We start from the raw sequence: 19,413 nt of genomic DNA, 5'->3' as shown, positions 1-19,413 counted from the left end.
GCAGATTCCTTTTATATAATACAAAGATATAATAGATTTCGTATTATTAAATTAAGAAAAAAATTAGAACTTCGTATAAAGTAAAATTTAATATACATTAAGAACACTTAATAAAATTTATATTTAAAAATAAAAGAAAAAGTAGAGCTAAAAGCTCTACTTTATTTTCTTTTTTCTACCTCTTGTTTCAACTTTTTTTTCTACTTTTCTTTTTTTACTATTAACTTCGTATTCCTTTGCTTTTTCGTTTATATTAAAACTAGCTGGTAAATTTTCCTTTGTAGTTTTTAGAGGATCTTTTATGATACTCATAAGAACTTTGTTCACAGTTGTATTTTTTTCAAAAGCAATAGCCTTTAGTAAGTCTAAATCTTCTTTTTCAAAATAAACACTCATAGGAACTTTCTTACTAGTTGTAGTTTCATTTTCTATTTGTAATAAATTTAAGTTTTCTTTTTCAAAAGTATTTTTTACTATGTTATTTACCTTAGATTTATAGTCTTTTTTTATTAAAACTAATTCTTCTTTTTTATCATCTTTTAAAAATTTATCTAGTCCCACTATAACACATCCCTTTCTTTTAATTCACTTATAACTTCTTTAAATTCCTCTCTAACTTTATGAGATTTTTTTATTTTTCTGCAATAATCATCGATGTCTAATTTAGAAAGAATTGCATTCTTTATTACTGTTGTATCAGATATTTTTGCATTAATTAAATCTTTTTTTATGTGTTCAAATTCATTTAATTTTTCCCAGAATATATCGCCGGTAGATAGTTTCCTAGAAGTGTAAGAGTTTATAACCACGGCTCTTTTTGCCATGTTTTCCATCTCCATATCTTCTAAATCTTGGTTGTATTTTAAGTAAAATAACTCGCAACCTCTAATGCTTGCTATATCTTGATAAGCAATAGGAGTTATTATGGAATCAGAACAAAGCATGAAGTTTCTGGCAATTAAATCGTAAGATGGTGATAAATCCACGAATATGTAGTCATAGTTACTTAGAGAGTCCACATTGTATTTGAACCATCTCCACACAGACTTTTCACGATTAGTTTTTGTAGTTAAATATTCACTAAGTACAGATAAAGATAAATCTGAAGGGATTATATCTATGTTTTTATATCTTTCGCAAGGTGATTTTATTATTAATTCTTCGGCACTTAAATTATCAGCTAAGCCGTCAAACATAGTTTTGTCACTATGTGAAACTTTGTATAAAAACTGAGTTAAGTTTGCCTGTGTATCTGCATCTATAATTAAAACGCTAGATCCTTCTTTGCTAAGAGCTATGGCACTTAGAATTGTTAGAGTAGTCTTTCCTACTCCACCTTTTACATTGAAAAAACTTACTATCTTCACTTTCCCATCTCCTTTTGTGAAAATAACCATTGGTACAACAATTTGTTTTTTAATTGGTATAACAATTGGTTAAGTTATATGATAAATAATTATTGTAGTTGTTTTTTATACTTTAACAAATGGTAAAACCATTGGTTTAACCATTTGCATAACCATTGGTTTAACAATTTGTATAACCATTGGTTAAAGTGACTTTTAAAATTATTAAAAAATACACGAGACTTATTCTTCATATAAAATTATATTATGTAACGAAAACTTTTTCAACAAAAAGCGAAGATAATCGGAATAAAGTTAAATACTAATGTGTATAAAAATATTTATATATTAAATAAATGCTGTAATTTTGAGGGAATTTGTGAAAAAATATATTATTTTGAAATGAAAATGATTTTTTTCTTGTATTATGAAAAAAAACGTAGTAGAATGAATTTAGAAAAATTAAATAAAAAAAGTCTTAAATCTACAGTATATATAAAACGTTGGTAGCATCTTATATATATTAAACCTTAAAACTGTTGGTAGCAGTGTTAAAGAGTTAGTAAATTTAAAACTTATTGTTTACAGATATATAATCTAATAAGATTATATAAAATTTTAATCAATCTGTAAAGATGAAAGTTTTAAAAAAGTGTACATAATATAAAAAATTTATATACATTTACAAATAACTAATGAACTTATAGCCTGTTTTTCAACAATTGAGAGACAGGCTTTTTTTAATGCTAAAAATAAATGTAAATAATGGAAAAGGAGGGAATGCCTGAAACCTCTCAAAAAAGTAGATAGGTTAGTTGAGCCGTTGCAAAAAATCAACAACTTAGAGGAGGCTGTTTCCCTTGTTGTGCCAAAGATCCTAAGTGATAGGAGTTGACATCCAATAAAAAGGTCAGGATTGGCAACCATATAATTTGCAGTGATGTGAATTAGGTCGTGTAATTACTGAGAGGTACAGTGCTTTCAGTTGTTGGGTATGGATACAATAATAATAAAATTACATCCGAAAGGTAGTCTAACAAGGGATATGCTGAGGGCTCTAGAACTGAAAAAGGGGCTAACATATGACTAGACCCTATAGTATGAAGTCAGAAACTCTGATTTTTTGCTATAGGGTCTATCTATGTCCTCGGGATAGACATCCCCTAAGGCTAATATTTGGTAATACAGTTATACAAGACTAATAAAGATATTATATATAATAAATAAGTATTACCTTTATAAGATTATGAAAACTATAAATAAGGTGTGCAAAGATTAAGTTTTGTTATAAAATATTTCTATAAGTAATTTAGTAGAAGTGATAAATTTATATATAAATTTAATAATTATAGAAAAGGGAAAAAATATGATGAATGAAGATATAAAATTAACACATATGACAAAAACTGCTGGCTGAGCGGCTAAAATAGGTCCTGGGACCCTTGCTCAAGTTTTGGGCAATTTACCAAAGTTTCATGATGAAAACTTATTAGTAGGTGTGGAAACTAGTGATGATGCAGCAATTTATAAAGTAAGTGATGATCTTGCATTAATTCAGACACTGGATTTTTTCACTCCAATTGTCGATGATCCATATTTATTTGGACAAATAGCAGCGGCGAACTCTTTAAGTGACGTTTACGCAATGGGAGGAGAACCAAAAACAGCTTTAAATATAGTTGGATTTCCAAATTGCTTAGATCCGAAAATATTAGGAAGAATTTTAGAAGGCGGAGCCTCTAAGGTTATGGAATCTGGTGCAATACTTGCTGGAGGACACTCTATTCAAGATGATGAACCTAAATATGGCCTTAGCGTAACTGGTTTTGTAAATCCAAATAAAATATTTAAAAATTATGGTTCAAATCCAGGAGATATAATAATCCTTACAAAACAAATAGGAAGTGGCCTTATAAATACAGCAATAAAGGCTGAAATGGCTGAACAGTCTCATATAGATGAGGTTGTAACAGTTATGACATCACTTAATAAGAAGGCTAAAGAAGTTATAGAAAATCACAATATAAGCGCATGTACAGATATAACAGGATTCGGTCTTGCTGGACATGCTATGGAAATGGCATCTAGTTCTAAAGTTACTTTTGAAATAGATGTACAAAAAGTACCATACATTGATGGAGCTCTAGATTTTGCTAAAATGGGTCTAGTACCTGCTGGAACTTATAACAACAAAGATTATATATCAAATGACGTAAATAGCGAAAATATAGAAGAATATTTCATAGATGTATTATACGATCCACAAACTTCTGGAGGTCTTTTAATTACATTACCAGAAAATGAAGTTGAAAATATTATGAAAGATTTTGAAGATAAAAATATGGATACGAAAGTTGCCATTATAGGAAGAGTAATAGAAAAACAAGAAAAGAGTATTAATTTAATCAAAGGTCTTTAAGTAGTTAAAATTTAAATTACTAAATAGGGTTTTGAGTAAAAGGGGAAAGGTCTTGAGTGAGATATGAATAAAAATATATTATTTAGAAATATACCTAAAGTTGATGTTTTATTAGAAAAACCTGAAATTATAAATTTAATAAATAATCATCACAGGGATGTGGTTGTAGATGCAATTAGGGAAGAAATAGATAAGCTTAGAAATTTTATAAAAGAAAATGATGATATATCTTTGATCGAGGAAAAAATAAATAATCTGGTAGAAAATATAGGAATAAACGTTGAAAAAGTTTACTCATATAATTTGAGAAAGGTTATAAATGGAACAGGAACAATACTTCATACAAACTTAGGAAGAGCTATAATTTCTAAAAAACATGCTGATTATCTTAGTGAAGTTGTGACAAGTTACTCTAATTTGGAGTACAATTTGGAAGAAGGAAAAAGAGGAGAGCGTTACTCTCATTTTGAAAAGTTAATCTGCAAAATAACTGGTGCAGAGTGTGCCATGGCGGTAAATAATAATGCAGCGGCTGTAATGCTTGTTTTATCATCTATGGCAGAAAATAAGGAAGTTATAGTGTCTAGAGGTGAACTTGTTGAAGTTGGAGGGAAATTTAGAATTCCAGATGTAATGAAAAGTTCTAAGGCTCACTTAGTGGAAATAGGAACAACAAATAAAACACATTTAGAAGACTATGAAGATGCAATTTCTGAAAATACAGGAGCCTTCTTAAAAGTCCATACAAGCAACTTTAAAATATTAGGATTTACTGAAAGTGTATCAATTGATGAACTTTGTAAACTAGGAAAAGAAAAGGAGATTCCAGTCATAGAAGATATAGGTAGTGGAGTTTTAGTTGATCTTAGTAAGTACGGTTTAGAATATGAACCGACTGTGCAAGATTCAATAAAAGCCGGTGTAGACATAGTTTCTTTCTCAGGTGACAAGCTCCTAGGAGGCCCTCAGGCAGGAATTATTGTTGGAAAGAAGAAATACATCGACAAGATGAAGAAAAACCCTCTTACAAGGGCTTTTAGAATAGATAAGTTCACTGCAACAATACTTGAAATGATATTACATGAGTACTTAAGTGAAGAAGATGCCATAAAAAATATACCGGTGCTTTCACTTATAACTAAAGACATAAAGGAAATAGAAGAAAGTGCAAATAAATTATATGAAAAATTAAATGATTTAAAAGATGTGGCACAGGTAGAAATTGAAGATACCTTATCTCAAATTGGTGGAGGATCTTTACCAGCAGAAAGAATAAAAAGTAAATGCGTAACTATAATGCCTAAAAATATGTCAACTGCAGCCTTAGAAGAAAAACTAAGACTTGGAGAAAATCCAGTTGTAGGAAGAATAAGTGAAGATAAGTTGATATTAGACATGAGAACAGTTTTAGAAGATGAAATAGATGTATTAGTACAAAAAATTATTAATGTTTTAAAATAACCAATGGTAAAACAATTTGTTTAACAATTGGTTATAAAATCTAGTGAAATACAGTATTTTACAAAAAAATTTTAGAAGTGAAAAATGAATGAGTAAATGTTTTATAACTGTTTTTGAGTAAAAATAGCAAAAGGGGAGCAAAAATGAAGAATATTATAATCGGAACAGCAGGGCATATAGACCACGGAAAAACTGCTTTAATTAGAGCCTTGACAGGTAAAGAAACAGATAGATGGGAAGAAGAAAAAAGAAGAGGAATTACCATAGATCTTGGATTTACTTATTTTGATTTACCATCAGGAGACAGAGCTGGAATAATAGATGTTCCAGGTCATGAAAAGTTTGTAAATAACATGTTGGCAGGAGTTATAGGAATGGATCTTGTTATGCTTGTTGTTGCAGCAGATGAGGGCATGATGCCACAAACTCGTGAGCACGTAGATATTATGAGCCAACTAGGTGTAGATAAAAGTATAGTTGTTTTAAATAAATGTGACTTAGTAGACGATGAGTGGAAAGAGTTAGTAAAAGAAGAAATCAAAGAAGAATTAATCGGTTCAGTATTTGAAAAAGCAAATATAATAGAAGTATCAGCTATGACAGGGGAAGGCATAGCTGATTTAATAAAAGAAATAGTTCACATGACAAAAGATGAATTAAATGAAAAAGATATAAATACCATATCTCGTCTTCCAATAGACAGAAGTTTTAGTATATCAGGCTTTGGAACTATAGTAACTGGAACTTTAATCTCAGGAAGTATAAAAAAGGACGATGAGTTGGAAATTTATCCTACTGGAAAAAAAGTAAAAATAAGAAGCATTCAAGTTCATGGAAAAGATGTGAAGGAATGTTTTGCAGGCCAAAGAAGTGCCATAAATATTTCAAATCTTAAAAAAGACGAAATAAAAAGAGGATATGTGTTAGCACCACCAAATTCTTTGGAAGATACTATGATGCTAGATGTAAAATTAAATGTTCTAAATTCCAGTGAGAGAATTTTATCAAATAGATGTAGACTTCATTTATTTACAGGAACTTCAGAGGTTTTATGTAGAGCTGTACTTTTAGATACAGAAGAAGCAGCGCCAGGAGATTCTTGCTATGCCCAACTTAGATTAGAAGAAAAAATAGCCGTAAGAAGGGGAGATAAATTTATAGTTCGTTTCTATTCACCACTTGAAACTGTAGGAGGAGGAGTTATATTAGATGCCAATCCTACAAAGAAAACACCTTTTAATAAGGCACAACTGGAAGAAATAAAACGAAAAGAAGAAGGATCCCACAGTGATATAGTTGAGTTATTAGTTAAAAAACATCCAGAAATGATAACTATAAAAGAAATAGGAAAGCTAACAGGATTTTCTATAGAAGAACTAAATGAATGTATAAGTGAATTAAAAGAAGAAAATTTAGTTTTAACTTATGAAATGAAAAAAGATGTTTATGTGTATCATAGCAGCGAAGAAATGAGATTAAAAAGAGAAACTATAGAGTTTATAAAGAATTTCCATAATGAAAATCCATATAAATTTGGTGTTGGAAAATCTCTTATTAAAACAAAGCTGTATTCTAAGATAAAACAAAATGTTTTTGATCAAATTATCTATAAATTTATCTTAGAAAATGAAATAAAAAAATACAAAGAATACTTAAGTTTAAATGACTTTGAAATAAATAAAGATAAAACGTTCCAAAATGTTGAGAAAACTTTAGTAAATACTTATAAAAAAGCAGAATTTGATTTTGTAAGACTTAGTGAAATAAACTTTAATATAGATGAAAATATAGTAAGAGATGTGTTAAATGTTTTAATAGATGAGGAAAAAATAGTGAAAATAAATGATGAAATGTTTACACTAAAATCTCTTATGGATAAAGCAGAAATAGTAGTTCGTGAAAAATTAGAAAAAAATAATCTAATTACGATTTCTGAACTTAGAGATGCTCTAAACACATCAAGAAAAAGTGCCAAACCAATGCTTGAATACTTTGACAACATGAAGATAACAAGAAAAAACGGTGCAGAAAGTGAAAGGGTGGCATATTAATATGAATTTAAAACAATTAGAATCATTTGCGTTAATTATAGAGAGTAGAAGTTTTTCTCAGGCTGCAAAAAAATTATTTTTAACACAGCCTACAATATCTTCTCATATTTCTTTACTAGAAAAAGAGTTAAATACTCAACTTCTTGTAAGAACAACAAAGGATGTACATCCAACAGAAGATGGAAAAAGGCTATATACTTATGCAAAACAAATATTAAACTTACAAAATACAATATTACAAGAATTTAATGTGAAAAGCGAAGATAGTAATTTATTAACTTTGGGAGCATCAACTATTCCAGAACAGTATATACTTCCAGAAGTTTTACCAAGATATATAAGAAAAAATAAAACTGAGCTAAAAATACTTCAAGGGGATTCTAGCGAAGTTATAAATCAAATAATAAACAAAGAAGTGGAAGTAGGTCTTGTTGGAACAGAAATAGAAAACTCATCTTTAATATTTGAACCGTTTTATAAAGATAAGTTAGTTATTATAACACCTGTAAATGACAAATATATAAAAATGAAAAAAGATGGATTCCATGTAAAAGATTTATTAAAAGAGCCAATAATAATGAGAGAAGAGGGCTCAGGAACGAGAAAAGAAATAAGAGAATTTTTAAAAGCTCATAATTTTGATATAAATAACTTAAATGTAATAGCAACACTAAACTCCATAGAAGCCATAAAAAAATCAGTACAAAATAATATGGGCATTTCCATAGTATCAAACTTGGCTGTAGAGGATTTCGCAAAAGACAACAAAGTATTGCTATTTGAATTCGAAGAAATGGACATGTACAGAAACTTATATATAGTTAGAAATAAAGAAATGTATATGTCAAAATGCGCACTTAAATTTATTAAATTTATAAGAGAATTTTTTAACTAGAAAAAGGTGATAAAATGATATATTTAGATAATGCAGCTACAACTATGAAAAAACCACAGTGTGTTATAGATGCAGTAGTTAATGCCATGACACATATGGGAAATGCAGGACGTGGAGCAAATGAAGCAGCTTTAGATGCATCTAGAGTAATTTACGATACAAGAGAAAAAATTTCAGATTTATTTAATTTGCAAAATCCATCAAGAGTTGCTTTTACATGTAACTCAACTGAAAGTTTAAACACTGCTATAAAAGGAGTATTAACTAGATCTGACCATGCAATAACTACGTCTCTAGAGCATAACTCAGTACTTCGTCCTTTATATGAATTAGAGTCAAAAGGAATGGAACTTTCTGTTGTAGAATGCGACGAAAATGGAAATATAAATTATGATGATTTTGAAAGTTTAATAAAAGATAATACGAAAGCTATAGTTTGCACTCATGCGTCTAATTTGGTAGGAAACCTATTGGACGTGAAAAAAATAGGAGAAATAGCTAAAAAGTATAACCTAGTATTTATAGTAGATGCATCACAAAGTGCAGGTGTTTTTCCTATAGATATGCAAGATATGAACATAGATATTCTTTGTTTTACAGGTCATAAAGGGTTGCTTGGACCTCAAGGAACTGGAGGACTTTGTGTGAGAGAAAATGTAAATATTAGGCCTTTAAAGGTTGGAGGAAGTGGAGTTAATACTTTTTCAAAAACTCACCCAGATGTCATGCCAACCATGTTGGAAGCAGGAACATTAAATGGACATGCCATAGCAGGATTAAATGCTGCACTGGATTACTTAAAAGAAGAAGGAATAGAAAATATCAGGAATCGTGAAGAAGAGTTAATGTTTAGATTTTATAATGGAATAAAAGATATTAAAGATATTAAAATCTATGGAAACTTTGAAAATAAAAGAGCGGCTATTGTGACTTTTAACATTGGAGACATTGATTCTGCAGCATTTTCTGATGAACTAAGTTTATACTATAACATCTCCACAAGACCGGGAGCTCACTGCGCCCCACTTATGCATAAAGCCATGAACACAGTAGATCAAGGTGCCGTAAGATTTTCTTTTTCCCACTACAATACAGAAGAAGAAATAGACACTGCTATAAATGCAGTTAAAGAAATAGCAGCAACTTATAATGAATAAAAGGTGATAAAATGAGAGAAAAACAATTAAGACTAATAGTAACTTTTAACACAACAACAGGAGCAATGGCGATGGAAAAAGCCTGCAAAAGTGAAAACGTACCAGGAAGATTAATACCAGTACCAAGACAAATATCAGCTGGATGCGGTCTTTCATGGCTTTGTAATAAAGATGACAAAGAGAAAATAGAAGACCTTATAAATGATAAAAATTTAGATATAAATAATATACATGAGATAATGATGTAAAGTACGAGGGTATAACAAAAATGAGGGTATTATAACATACCCTCATTTTTTGGTTCTTTATAAATATGTAGTGTGCCGGGCACTCCTCTTATGAATAATAAACCAGTTGAAATGTATTTACCTCTAATTCTTTCTTTTTTAGTTTTAAGAAAAAAAGAAGAATCTTATAGTAGGAGTTTGTTTTTTCTATTTTCCGTATTTTCTCATTTTCAATTTCAAAAATGCAAGAGCCTTTCTAGCCTCTAACTCAGTTACTTCATTTTCACCAACAATTTCACTTTCAATTCCTTCAGGATTTTTATTCATATCAACTATAGTATCCATATATTCATTTACAACAACAAACTGAGCCACAGTTCCAACAAAAGTAAGCCCGACAACAGGGATTCCTCTAGTTGCAACTTGTTCCACAGTGTTTGCAAAGTCAACGTGAGAGTTTCCCCAACCGTCACATGAAAGTATTGCTCCATCTGCTCTCATGGCCTCAGCCCAAGAAGCAGCCTTTGTTCCAACAAATAATTTATCTTCGTTATCTTGTGGAGTTCCCACAACTATAATTCCTAGTAAATCTATATCTTCATCGTTACTTACTACATCAAGTAGAGGATCTCTAAAGTGATGCAAAGTAGTTTCTTTAGTAGATGGTCCTATTCCCATAATATTACCTCCTTAGCACATACAGCGAAGAGCGCCGTCTCTATATTCATTTGGTGTTACAATCATAGGTACATTACCCATATCTATAATACTTCTTCCACCTTCCATAGCACTTGGCTCATGAGAGAATAGCTGAGTATCATACATAGCACCTTGGCCTGCCACTTGTTTTATAATAACTACTTTTTTCTTACCAGGCCTTACTTTGTCATAAAATTCATGACGTTCAGTAAATTTGTGACCGTTTAATTTTTTTAATTTTGTTCTAAATTCGCTGCAGAACTTATCACAAGCTCTATGTGCAGCAGTAGGTCCTGGTCTAACTTGTCCTTGACCTTCTGCAAGAGTTACATCAAATGAAATTATGTAGTCATTGTCTCCAGGAGTACCTGGTCTATTTAAGAAAAGTTGTTCCTTTAAATTACCCTCAGAAGAACCAAACTCAGCAGTTTGTATTCCTTTTTCATCAACACCTGTAAGCATAACATACACACCTGTTAAAGTATGAGTTATTCCTTCTCCAATTTTACCAAGAACCTTTGTAGAAATTGGAATAATATCCATCATAGTGTTTGTAAATCTATCATGATCTCCTGGTTTTATTATTTGAATGTCTATATCTTTTATTAAAGGCTCTGATTCTATTAGATCTTTTAATAAATCCTTGCAGACAGTAAGTTTTCCATCTAGAAAAACGTTATTTTCTGTTCCAAATTCTACTTCCTTTACATGGTATGACTTAATCACAAGGCGACGTAAGTTGATTTCTTCACTCATGATTTCTCCTCCTTTTTATATTGAAAAATTCTATTAATAAAGCACATTTATAAATTTGTTAATTTCAATATAATTATAGTTGCTAAAGTTTGAGGGTATCAACTATTTTATTTATCATATTTCGTCATATTATTTATTTATATATAAAAAATATGATAAAACTGACAAAATAATAACAAACAAAATTTTCCAATTGTATCCAATTGCTAGATTTTTCAATGCAAAAAAAAATTTATATTATAAAAACAGACTTTAGTCTAGTATTGAGTTATTGAATTTGTGAATTTTTATTGTTATAATATTTATAGATTCAATAAATCTTATAAATTTTGTCTATATTTGAAAAATTTTTATAAAAATTATCAATAAATGATGTTATAATGATTTTGGAAGTAAAAATGGGAGTAGATAGGTAACTGGTGTGCCTCCTGGTCTTCAAAACCAGTGTGGGGTGTTAGTAGCATCCTAGGTGGGTTCGATTCCCACATTCTCCCGCCAGTAAACTATTATGGAATATTTTTTTGAAAAATATGAAAAGGTTTTCCGTGTGAATTTTTTAACATATATAATCTTAATTATACGGTTAAAAAAAATAAATAAAGAAATTTTGTTAATTTATTTATTTATTAAGATAAAAGCAATTTATTTTAACATATATGCTTTATATTTTTAGGGGGTGAACTTAATGGGATTACAAAAAATATTACTTAGACAACATGTTGGAGCTCCTTGTGAGGCAATAGTTAAAGTTGGAGATAGGGTAAAAAAGGGTTCTCTAATAGCTAAGCCTACAGGACTTGGTGCTAACATATTCTCTAGTGTATATGGAGAAGTTAAAGAAATAACTGAAGATGCCATAATAATAGAAAAAGATGAAGATCAACCAGAAGAGTTCGTTGAGTTAGAAGGAGAAGATAAACTTCAACTTATAAAAGATGCTGGTGTAGTAGGTATGGGTGGTGCAGGATTCCCAACAGCTATAAAACTTGGAACAAAGGTAAAATACATACTTGTTAATGCTGCTGAATGTGAACCATTACTTCATCATAATGTAGACCAAATGGTAGATAACACAGAGTTAACTATAAGAGGTCTTAAATATGTTATGGAAATTTGTCAAGCAGAAAAAGGAATATTCGCAATTAAGGCTAAAAACCAAAAGGCAGTTGATGCTTTAGTTGAAGGTACTAAGGGTGATAATTCTTTAGATATACATTTACTTCCAGATATTTACCCAATGGGTGAGGAAAGAGCAGTTGTAAGAGAAGTCTTAGGAATATTACTTCAACCAACTGATTTACCATCAGTAGCAGATGCTGTAGTTATAAACGTGGAAACTCTTCAAAGAGTTGCTGAAGCAATAGAGCTTAAAAAACCATGTTTTTCTAAAAACGTTACAGTTGTTGGAAAGCTAAACGGTGGTACTGATCCTCATGTATTTATGGATGTTCCAGTTGGTACTTCTGTTAAAGAATTAATAGAAAGAGCTGGTGGAATAGATGGAGAGTATGGAGAAGTAATCATGGGTGGACCATTTACTGGTAAAGCTTGTGAGTTAGATGCTCCAATAACTAAAACTACAGGTGGAATAATAGTAACTCAGCCTTTTGAAGATTTAAAAGGTGAAAAAATGGGACTTTTAGTATGTGCTTGTGGTGGTAATGAAGAAAGAATGCAAGACTTAGCTAAAAAAATGAATGCTGAAGTAGTTTGTGTTCAAAAATGTAAGCAAGCAGCAGATGTTAAAGGAAACTTAAAATGTGAAAATCCAGGAAACTGTCCAGGTCAAGCACTTAAAGTTATGAACATTAAAAAAGCTGGTGCTAAACATATACTTATAGGAAACTGTACAGACTGTTCAAATACAGTTATGGGATCTGCTCCAAAGATGAATGTAGAAGTTCATCACCAAACAGACCATGTATTACAAACAGTAGGCAAAGATGTAATAAGATATATGACTGCATCTAAAACAGTTCCACAACTTGGAGAAGAAGTTGAAGAAGTATTAGTTAGAGCTCAATCAGTAGAAGAACCTAAGGTAGAAACAGTAGAAACTAGTTTTACATCATTTACTGATGAAGGTGGACTTGTTATAAACCTTAAAGAAGGAAAAGACATCTACGTAGAATTTGTTATAGATTAATTTACTTAAATTAGGAAGTAGAACTTAAGTAATGAATATCTAAATAATTAAATGTTAACAAAGAAAGAAATTTCTTTGATATAAATTAGTATTTCATGTTCAAATTATAAAATTATAAAAAGATTTATTATATAAGGGGGAAAACTTATGTCAATAACTGCTGAAACTGCTAGAGAGCATGCAAATGACCCTGCGGTACTTTGCTGTAGAGCAGAAGAAGGATTAGTTATAGGACCTGCTAACTTAGAAGATCCTGCTATATTCGATGAATTAGTAGATTCTGGTCTTTTAAAATTAGATGGTTGCTTAACTATAGGCCAAATATTAGGTGCAAAATTAACTAAAACTTGTGATTCTTTAACTCCAATAACTGCTGATGTTATAGATGCTATAGTTGAAACAAAAGAAGAAGCTGTAGAAGAAGAAGCTATAGTAGAAGAAGTAAAACCAGCACCAGTTGCTACTCAAGTACAAGGTGGAAGATTAAAAATCCACATAGGTGAAGGAAAAGACATTAATATAGAAATACCAGTTGGTGGGTTCGCTTCTCAAGGTGGAGCTCAAGTAGTTCCAGTTGGCGAAAATGCTTCTGTTGCACCTGCAGTTAAAGAAGTAGAAAAAGAAGCTAAAGTAGTTAGAAGCTTAACTAGAAACCACTACAAAATAACTGAAGTTAAAAGAGGACCTGAAACTAAAATAGAAGGTACTGTTTTATACATTAGAGAAGGTATAGAAGAAGAAGCTGTAGCTAGCCAAAAATTAGTAAATAGCTTAAAAATAGATATAATAACTCCAGATAGATATAACACTTACTCTGAGACTATAATGGACGTTCAACCAATAGCTACTAAAGATGGTGAAGATGAATTAGGTCTTGGAACTACTAGAGTAATAGATGGTGTTGTAATGATGGTAACTGGTACTGATGCAAATGGTGTTCAAATAGGAGAGTTCGGTTCATCTGAAGGTATCTTAGAAGAAAATATCATGTGGGGAAGACCAGGTTGTCCTGAAAAAGGTGAAATATTCATCAAAACAGAAGTTATAATCAAAGAAGGAACTAACATGGAAAGACCAGGACCTCTTGCTGCTCATGCTGCTACTGACTTCATAACTCAAGAAATAAGAGAAGCTCTTAAGAAACTTGATGATGAATTAATAGTAGATAGTGAAACTTTTGAGCAAGTAAGAAGACCAGGTAAGAAAAAAGTTGTTATAGTAAAAGAAATAATGGGTCAAGGTGCAATGCACGATAACTTAATATTACCAATGGAACCAGTTGGAGTATTAGGTGCTAAGCCAAACGTTGACTTAGGAAACGTACCAGTTATGGTATCTCCACTTGAAGTATTGGATGGTTGTATACATGCATTAACTTGTATAGGACCTGCTTCAAAAGAAATGTCTAGACATTACTGGAGAGAGCCACTAGTACTTGAAGCTTTACATGATGAAGAAGTAGATTTATGTGGTGTTATATTTGTTGGGTCTCCTCAAATAAATGCTGAGAAATTCTACGTATCAAGAAGAGTTGGTATGATGGTTGAAGCTTTAGACGTTGATGGTGCTTTTGTTACTACTGAAGGTTTCGGAAACAATCATATAGACTTCGCTTCTCATATAGAGCAAATAGGTATGAGAGGAATACCAGTAGTTGGTATGTCATTCTGTGCTGTTCAAGGTGCTCTAGTTGTTGGTAACAAGTACATGACTAACATGGTAGACAACAATAAATCAGAAGCTGGTATAGAAAACGAAATATTAGGATGTAACACTTTATGCCATGAAGATGCTATAAGAGCTCTTTATTCATTAAAGGCTGAAATGGGTGGAGAAAAAATAGCTAAACCAGAAAAGAAATGGAATCCAAATGTAAAAGACACTAACTTAGAATTAATATCTAATGTTACTGGAAAACCAGTTGAGTTAGTTGAAAATGAAACATCTCTTCCAATGAGTCAAAAGCGTAAGGAAAAATATAGCTAGAAAGAACTGACACATAATGAAAAATGATAAATTAAAATACGGCGATAAAATTCTTTATATGGAAGGTGTTATTGTAGAAGTTCACGATGGATGCGTAAGTATTGATCTAAAGGGACGTCTAGGATACTTAAGAGTTCCAATGAGAATGTTTATTTCCGATTATGAGATAAAAGTTGGTCAAGAAGTAGGCTTTAATATGAGCTTTGTTGAGCAACTAGGTGATGAGATTAATGAAAAATATATTTCAAATCTTATGACTAGAAATAAAAAAATCGACGAAATGTCTAAAAAATAGATTTTTACTAAAAACCTTAAGATTTATCTACTCATAAGAGATTTAGATTAAATTTAGGTTCAAGTAGTAAATTAACTTAAATTCATTTGCATAATCATTTGTAAATGGAGTAATTAAAAGGGGGAAAAAAGATGAGTTTAACAGTAGTTAAAGGAATGCAATCAGAAATATTCGTTCCAATAACACCACCATCAGTATGGGCTCCTGTAACTAAGCCTTTAAGCGAGATGAAAATAGCTCTTGCTACTGCTGCTGGTGTTCATCATAAAGATGACAAGCGTTTCAATTTAGCTGGTGATTTCTCTTTCAGAGAAGTTAGAGATAATATGTTATCAAGCGATCTTATGGTATCTCACGGAGGATACGATAATGGAGACGTTAATAAAGATATAAACTGTATGTTCCCAATAGATAGATTACATGAACTTGCAGCTGAAGGATTTATAGGTGGAGTTGCACCAGTACACATAGGATTCATGGGTGGTGGTGGAAACCAACAAAAATTCAAAGAAGAAACAGGTCCAGAAATAGCTAGAATATTAAAAGAAGAAGGCGTAGACGGCGTTCTTCTAACAGCTGGCTGAGGAACTTGCCACCGCTCTGCAGTTTTAGTGCAGAGAGCGATTGAAGAAGCTGGTATACCAACAATTATAATAGCAGCTCTTCCACCAGTAGTTAGACAAACAGGAACTCCAAGAGCAGTTGCTCCACTTGTTCCAATGGGTGCTAATGCTGGAGAACCAAATAACAGAGAAATGCAATACAACATAGTTAAAGATACTTTAGTTCAATTACACGAAATACAAACTCCTGGTAAGATAGTTTCATTACCTTACGAGTATGTAGCTAAAGTTTAATATTTGCATATATGTTAAAAGGCTGATAGGATTTATTCCTATCAGTTTTTTTATGGAAAAATATAATGTAGCATCGTAATTATAATGTTTTATTTTGAATAATTTATATTAGTACTTAAAAGTTTTTACTTAATATACAAACTAAATATTGCGAATTGATTCGGAAATGTTTATGTTATAATATTTTACACTATAAAATATTATAACATAAACATTTGGGCATAAAAGTTTTGACAGCAAGAGATTGTAAGCCCTCTTAAAAAGGAGGTTGTTTAATTGCAATATACGAATACGATACAACAAATTCCTCAAAAAATGCAAAGTAATACACAGTTAGGTGGTGGTCTTAATGGAAAACAAAGATACTTTTAAAAATGCAGTAGATGAAATAAGATCATTAAATTGCTTAATATCAATTATGCAAAACTACAACATGAATTTAAAAAAAGATAATAGTGGATATTATACAAACTGTGTATTTCACAACGATAAAACGCCAAGTTTAAGACTCAGCGACAAAGGAAATCGAGCCATTTATCATTGTTTTGGATGTGGAGAACAAGGAGATATTATAAACTTTATTTGTAAGATGGAGAACATAGATAATATAACAGCCTTAAGAAAAGCTTATGACATCTTAGGTAGGGAATTGAAATACAGTACTATCAACGACAATAAAGTTGAAAACTTTAAAAATTTTATAAAAACAAATCAGTCAACAATAATAAAAAACAAAGAAACTTATAATTTAGAAGAAATTTATATTTACTTTGATGAAGATAAAAAGCCATTATATTGTAAAATAAAATATAAAAATTTATTTGGTAAAAAGCATTTTATAACAAAGTCTTTGATAGAAATGGATATAGGTTATAAATATGGAGACCATAAGTATTTCGAACAATGTAAAAAGGTTCTTTATAATTTACTAGAAATAAAAAAAGCCATATCAAAAGATGATTGGATATTTTTTGTTGAAGGTGAAAAAGATGTGGAAACTTTAAGCAAAATAAATCTTCCTGCTACAACCATTTGCACAAAAAAATGGAAAAGTTCTTATGATGAAGATTTAAAAAATGCCAAAGTAATATTCATAGGAGACAGCGGAAGATCAGGGCAAGAGTTTAAAAACTTTATAGTAGAAAAATTAAAAAAATGTTGTAAAGGACTAAAAATAATTGATTTGCCAGGGCTTGAAAATATAGGTGATGGTAAAAATAAAGACGTTACAGATTGGTTAGAATCTGGTAAAACATCCAAGGAACTTTTACAAATAGTAAAAAAATCTTTAAATATATTAGATAAAAATACTCTACAACAAGATGAAGATGGAATATATGAAGTTATAGATAAAATAGAAAATGAAGAAGTGAAAGAAAGTAGACGTTATTTAACAAACTTTCAAATAATAGATGTTACATTATATAGAAATGAAGATAATAAAGATCAAATTATAAAGCTTAACATTAAATCAAATCATAGACAGTCAATTATTGAAGCAGATGCTAGATTGTGTTTTTCTGATTTGAAAATTTTTAGAAGATACTTAGGAATTGACTATATTTTTTATGGAGAAATACAAGACTTAACAAAACTTCATCAATGGATTATAAATTACTTCATTAAAGAAGATATATCGATATTTACAAGATCAGGAATAAGAAAAATAAATGATGAGTATGTTCTTGTTACAAATAAAGGTACATTAAAATCCAATGGAGAATTTGATATTACAAGAAAATCAATAAATACAATTCATAATATTGACTTTACCAATCTTGATATTTTAAATAAAGATGAAGCAGAAATATTAAGTAAATACTTGTTTAATTTTAATTCAAAGGAAAATATATATAATACCCTGGGACTTGGTGCTGCAAATATATTAAATACTTTTGCTAGAGAGTCTTCTATGAACAATTTGCCAATACTTCAAGATTTGGGGGAAAGTAAAAGTGGTAAAAGTAAAGTCCTTAAAATTTTAAGGCTATTATTTAATGACACAAACCCAGGAATAAGTTTATCGGTATTAACAGATTTTGAACTGCTTAAATACTTTGATGAAACTTATTTACCTGTATTTTTAGATGAAGTTAATATTTCAAAAGTAGACAATTGTAAAATAAATTTCCTATCTAATCATATCCGTGCTATTGTAGAAGGATATGAAAATACTAAAGTTACTGAAAATTCAACATTGCAGAAATTTACTTATAATGCATCTCTAATAATATCAGGAGACGAAGAAATTCAAGAAACAGCTATAAAAAGTAGATCCAATATAGTATGGTATACCAGAAGTGATTTTACTAGAGAAGGTAAAGAATCTGTAGAGTTTTTATGTAATAGTGAAGATGGCTCAAATTTGTTAAGAAGATTTTCAAAAAGTTTATACTTGAGAGTTCTGAATTATTATATTGATGGAGCATTTGATAATGAGTATTTAGTAACAAGATTTAAATATGATTTTGATGAAAAGCTATATTTAAGTAATTCAACTGAAATAAATACAGCTATATATACAATGATGGGTCTAGAACTTATATATAATACCTTTGAATCTTTAGGTGTTAATATGAATAATATAATTAACTTGGAAGAAGCATCTAACATAATCATTAATAATTTGAAATGCAATGTATTGGAAGAAAGCCAAAATGAATTTAAGAGTGACTACGAAAAATTACTTGAAGATATTAATAATTTAATTTACATACCAGATAGAAAAATAAGGTTAGAAGAAAATGTTCATTATAGGATTTTACCTGATAATATTCATATAGCTTTTGATTTTAAGTCTATTTATGATAAACTAAATAACTACTATAAACAATATAAAAATGATAGTGAAAAACTTTTAAATTACAATACTTTTATTAAAATGATAAGCAAATCAGAATATATTGCAGACTTAGATCCTAAAAAACATTATAGGGCAGTAAAAATAAAAGCTTTAGTAGAAGATAAAAATGGATTTCCAGATTATATTATAAAACATAAAATGATGTTTATCTTAAAAATAGATAAGGTTAAAAAACTTGAAATGGATAATATATTGCCAATAGATTACAATGAAGGTTAATTGTAAGAAATATTAAATAAAATCAAAAAAGTTATA

The 19,413-nt window shown here is 30.0% G+C and carries 15 protein-coding genes and 1 tRNA gene; 12 read left to right on the top strand and 4 right to left on the bottom strand.

Annotated features, from left to right (window positions below):
* Positions 1 to 156: 156 nt before the first annotated feature.
* Complete coding sequence (locus NSA58_RS05035) at positions 157 to 561, bottom strand: hypothetical protein (protein ID WP_257560218.1); 405 nt, start codon at positions 559 to 561, stop codon at positions 157 to 159.
* Positions 561 to 1,367: a ParA family protein gene (locus tag NSA58_RS05030; protein WP_039678626.1), complete on the bottom strand. Its 807-nt coding sequence runs from the start codon at positions 1,365 to 1,367 to the stop codon at positions 561 to 563. Before NSA58_RS05030 ends, NSA58_RS05035 begins: the two co-directional genes overlap by 1 nt.
* 1,345 nt (positions 1,368 to 2,712) lie before the next feature.
* On the opposite strand from NSA58_RS05030, the gene selD reads away from it, so the two are divergent.
* The 6 genes from selD (at position 2,713) to NSA58_RS05000 (ending at position 9,577) form a co-directional block, all read left to right on the top strand.
* Positions 2,713 to 3,765: a selenide, water dikinase SelD gene (gene selD, locus NSA58_RS05025; RefSeq protein WP_330376034.1), complete on the top strand. Its 1,053-nt coding sequence runs from the start codon at positions 2,713 to 2,715 to the stop codon at positions 3,763 to 3,765.
* 63 nt (positions 3,766 to 3,828) lie between these two features.
* Positions 3,829 to 5,226 carry an L-seryl-tRNA(Sec) selenium transferase gene (gene selA, locus NSA58_RS05020; protein ID WP_257560217.1) on the top strand — a complete coding sequence of 466 codons (1,398 nt, stop codon included), beginning with the start codon at positions 3,829 to 3,831 and terminating at the stop codon, positions 5,224 to 5,226.
* Positions 5,227 to 5,369: 143 nt separating this feature from the next.
* On the top strand, positions 5,370 to 7,277 hold the full coding sequence (gene selB, locus NSA58_RS05015) for a selenocysteine-specific translation elongation factor (RefSeq protein ID WP_039678642.1): 1,908 nt from the start codon (positions 5,370 to 5,372) through the stop codon (positions 7,275 to 7,277).
* Position 7,278: 1 nt separating this feature from the next.
* A complete protein-coding gene (locus tag NSA58_RS05010) occupies positions 7,279 to 8,172 on the top strand; it encodes a selenium metabolism-associated LysR family transcriptional regulator (RefSeq protein WP_039678641.1) in 894 nt (297 codons plus the stop codon).
* 14 nt (positions 8,173 to 8,186) lie between these two features.
* On the top strand, positions 8,187 to 9,329 hold the full coding sequence (locus NSA58_RS05005; protein WP_039678640.1) for an aminotransferase class V-fold PLP-dependent enzyme: 1,143 nt from the start codon (positions 8,187 to 8,189) through the stop codon (positions 9,327 to 9,329).
* 11 nt (positions 9,330 to 9,340) lie between these two features.
* A complete protein-coding gene (locus NSA58_RS05000; RefSeq protein WP_039678639.1) occupies positions 9,341 to 9,577 on the top strand; it encodes a DUF3343 domain-containing protein in 237 nt (78 codons plus the stop codon).
* 186 nt (positions 9,578 to 9,763) lie between these two features.
* On the opposite strand, the gene NSA58_RS04995 is transcribed toward NSA58_RS05000, so the two are convergent.
* Positions 9,764 to 10,234, bottom strand: a complete 471-nt coding sequence (locus NSA58_RS04995; RefSeq protein WP_039678638.1) for a glycine/sarcosine/betaine reductase component B subunit — start codon at positions 10,232 to 10,234, stop codon at positions 9,764 to 9,766.
* Positions 10,235 to 10,246: 12 nt separating this feature from the next.
* Positions 10,247 to 11,011, bottom strand: a complete 765-nt coding sequence (prdD, locus tag NSA58_RS04990) for a proline reductase cluster protein PrdD (protein ID WP_039678637.1) — start codon at positions 11,009 to 11,011, stop codon at positions 10,247 to 10,249.
* Positions 11,012 to 11,411: 400 nt separating this feature from the next.
* Between prdD and NSA58_RS04985 the strand changes: the two genes are divergently transcribed.
* The 6 genes from NSA58_RS04985 to NSA58_RS04960 all read left to right on the top strand — a co-directional run bounded on the left by NSA58_RS04985 (position 11,412) and on the right by NSA58_RS04960 (position 19,377).
* A tRNA-Sec gene (locus NSA58_RS04985) sits at positions 11,412 to 11,509 on the top strand.
* Positions 11,510 to 11,696: 187 nt separating this feature from the next.
* The gene (gene prdC, locus NSA58_RS04980) at positions 11,697 to 13,157 is read left to right on the top strand and encodes a proline reductase-associated electron transfer protein PrdC (RefSeq protein WP_257560216.1); all 1,461 of its coding nucleotides are present in this window, start codon (positions 11,697 to 11,699) and stop codon (positions 13,155 to 13,157) included.
* 147 nt (positions 13,158 to 13,304) lie between these two features.
* Entirely contained in the window at positions 13,305 to 15,143 is a 1,839-nt protein-coding gene (gene prdA / locus NSA58_RS04975) for a D-proline reductase (dithiol) proprotein PrdA (RefSeq protein WP_039678635.1), read from the top strand.
* Positions 15,144 to 15,159: 16 nt separating this feature from the next.
* Complete coding sequence (locus tag NSA58_RS04970; RefSeq protein WP_039678634.1) at positions 15,160 to 15,438, top strand: CBO2463/CBO2479 domain-containing protein; 279 nt, start codon at positions 15,160 to 15,162, stop codon at positions 15,436 to 15,438.
* A gap of 131 nt (positions 15,439 to 15,569) precedes the next feature.
* On the top strand, positions 15,570 to 16,295 hold the full coding sequence (gene prdB, locus NSA58_RS04965; protein ID WP_079764888.1) for a D-proline reductase (dithiol) protein PrdB: 726 nt from the start codon (positions 15,570 to 15,572) through the stop codon (positions 16,293 to 16,295).
* Positions 16,296 to 16,644: 349 nt separating this feature from the next.
* Positions 16,645 to 19,377: a CHC2 zinc finger domain-containing protein gene (locus NSA58_RS04960; protein ID WP_257560215.1), complete on the top strand. Its 2,733-nt coding sequence runs from the start codon at positions 16,645 to 16,647 to the stop codon at positions 19,375 to 19,377.
* Positions 19,378 to 19,413: the final 36 nt, after the last annotated feature.

The organism is Terrisporobacter muris, assembly GCF_024621905.1.
Classification (GTDB): Bacteria; Bacillota; Clostridia; order Peptostreptococcales; family Peptostreptococcaceae; genus Terrisporobacter; species Terrisporobacter muris.
This window is presented reverse-complemented; position numbering and strand designations above follow the sequence as displayed.

Coding starts and splice junctions, on each gene's coding strand:
- selA (WP_257560217.1), top strand. CDS start 3,829: ATGAATAAAAATATATTATTTAGAAATATACCTAAAGTTGATGTTTTA.
- selB (WP_039678642.1), top strand. CDS start 5,370: ATGAAGAATATTATAATCGGAACAGCAGGGCATATAGACCACGGAAAA.
- NSA58_RS05010 (WP_039678641.1), top strand. CDS start 7,279: ATGAATTTAAAACAATTAGAATCATTTGCGTTAATTATAGAGAGTAGA.
- NSA58_RS05005 (WP_039678640.1), top strand. CDS start 8,187: ATGATATATTTAGATAATGCAGCTACAACTATGAAAAAACCACAGTGT.
- NSA58_RS05000 (WP_039678639.1), top strand. CDS start 9,341: ATGAGAGAAAAACAATTAAGACTAATAGTAACTTTTAACACAACAACA.
- NSA58_RS04995 (WP_039678638.1), bottom strand. CDS start 10,234: ATGGGAATAGGACCATCTACTAAAGAAACTACTTTGCATCACTTTAGA.
- prdD (WP_039678637.1), bottom strand. CDS start 11,011: ATGAGTGAAGAAATCAACTTACGTCGCCTTGTGATTAAGTCATACCAT.
- prdC (WP_257560216.1), top strand. CDS start 11,697: ATGGGATTACAAAAAATATTACTTAGACAACATGTTGGAGCTCCTTGT.
- prdA (WP_039678635.1), top strand. CDS start 13,305: ATGTCAATAACTGCTGAAACTGCTAGAGAGCATGCAAATGACCCTGCG.
- NSA58_RS04970 (WP_039678634.1), top strand. CDS start 15,160: ATGAAAAATGATAAATTAAAATACGGCGATAAAATTCTTTATATGGAA.
- NSA58_RS04960 (WP_257560215.1), top strand. CDS start 16,645: ATGGAAAACAAAGATACTTTTAAAAATGCAGTAGATGAAATAAGATCA.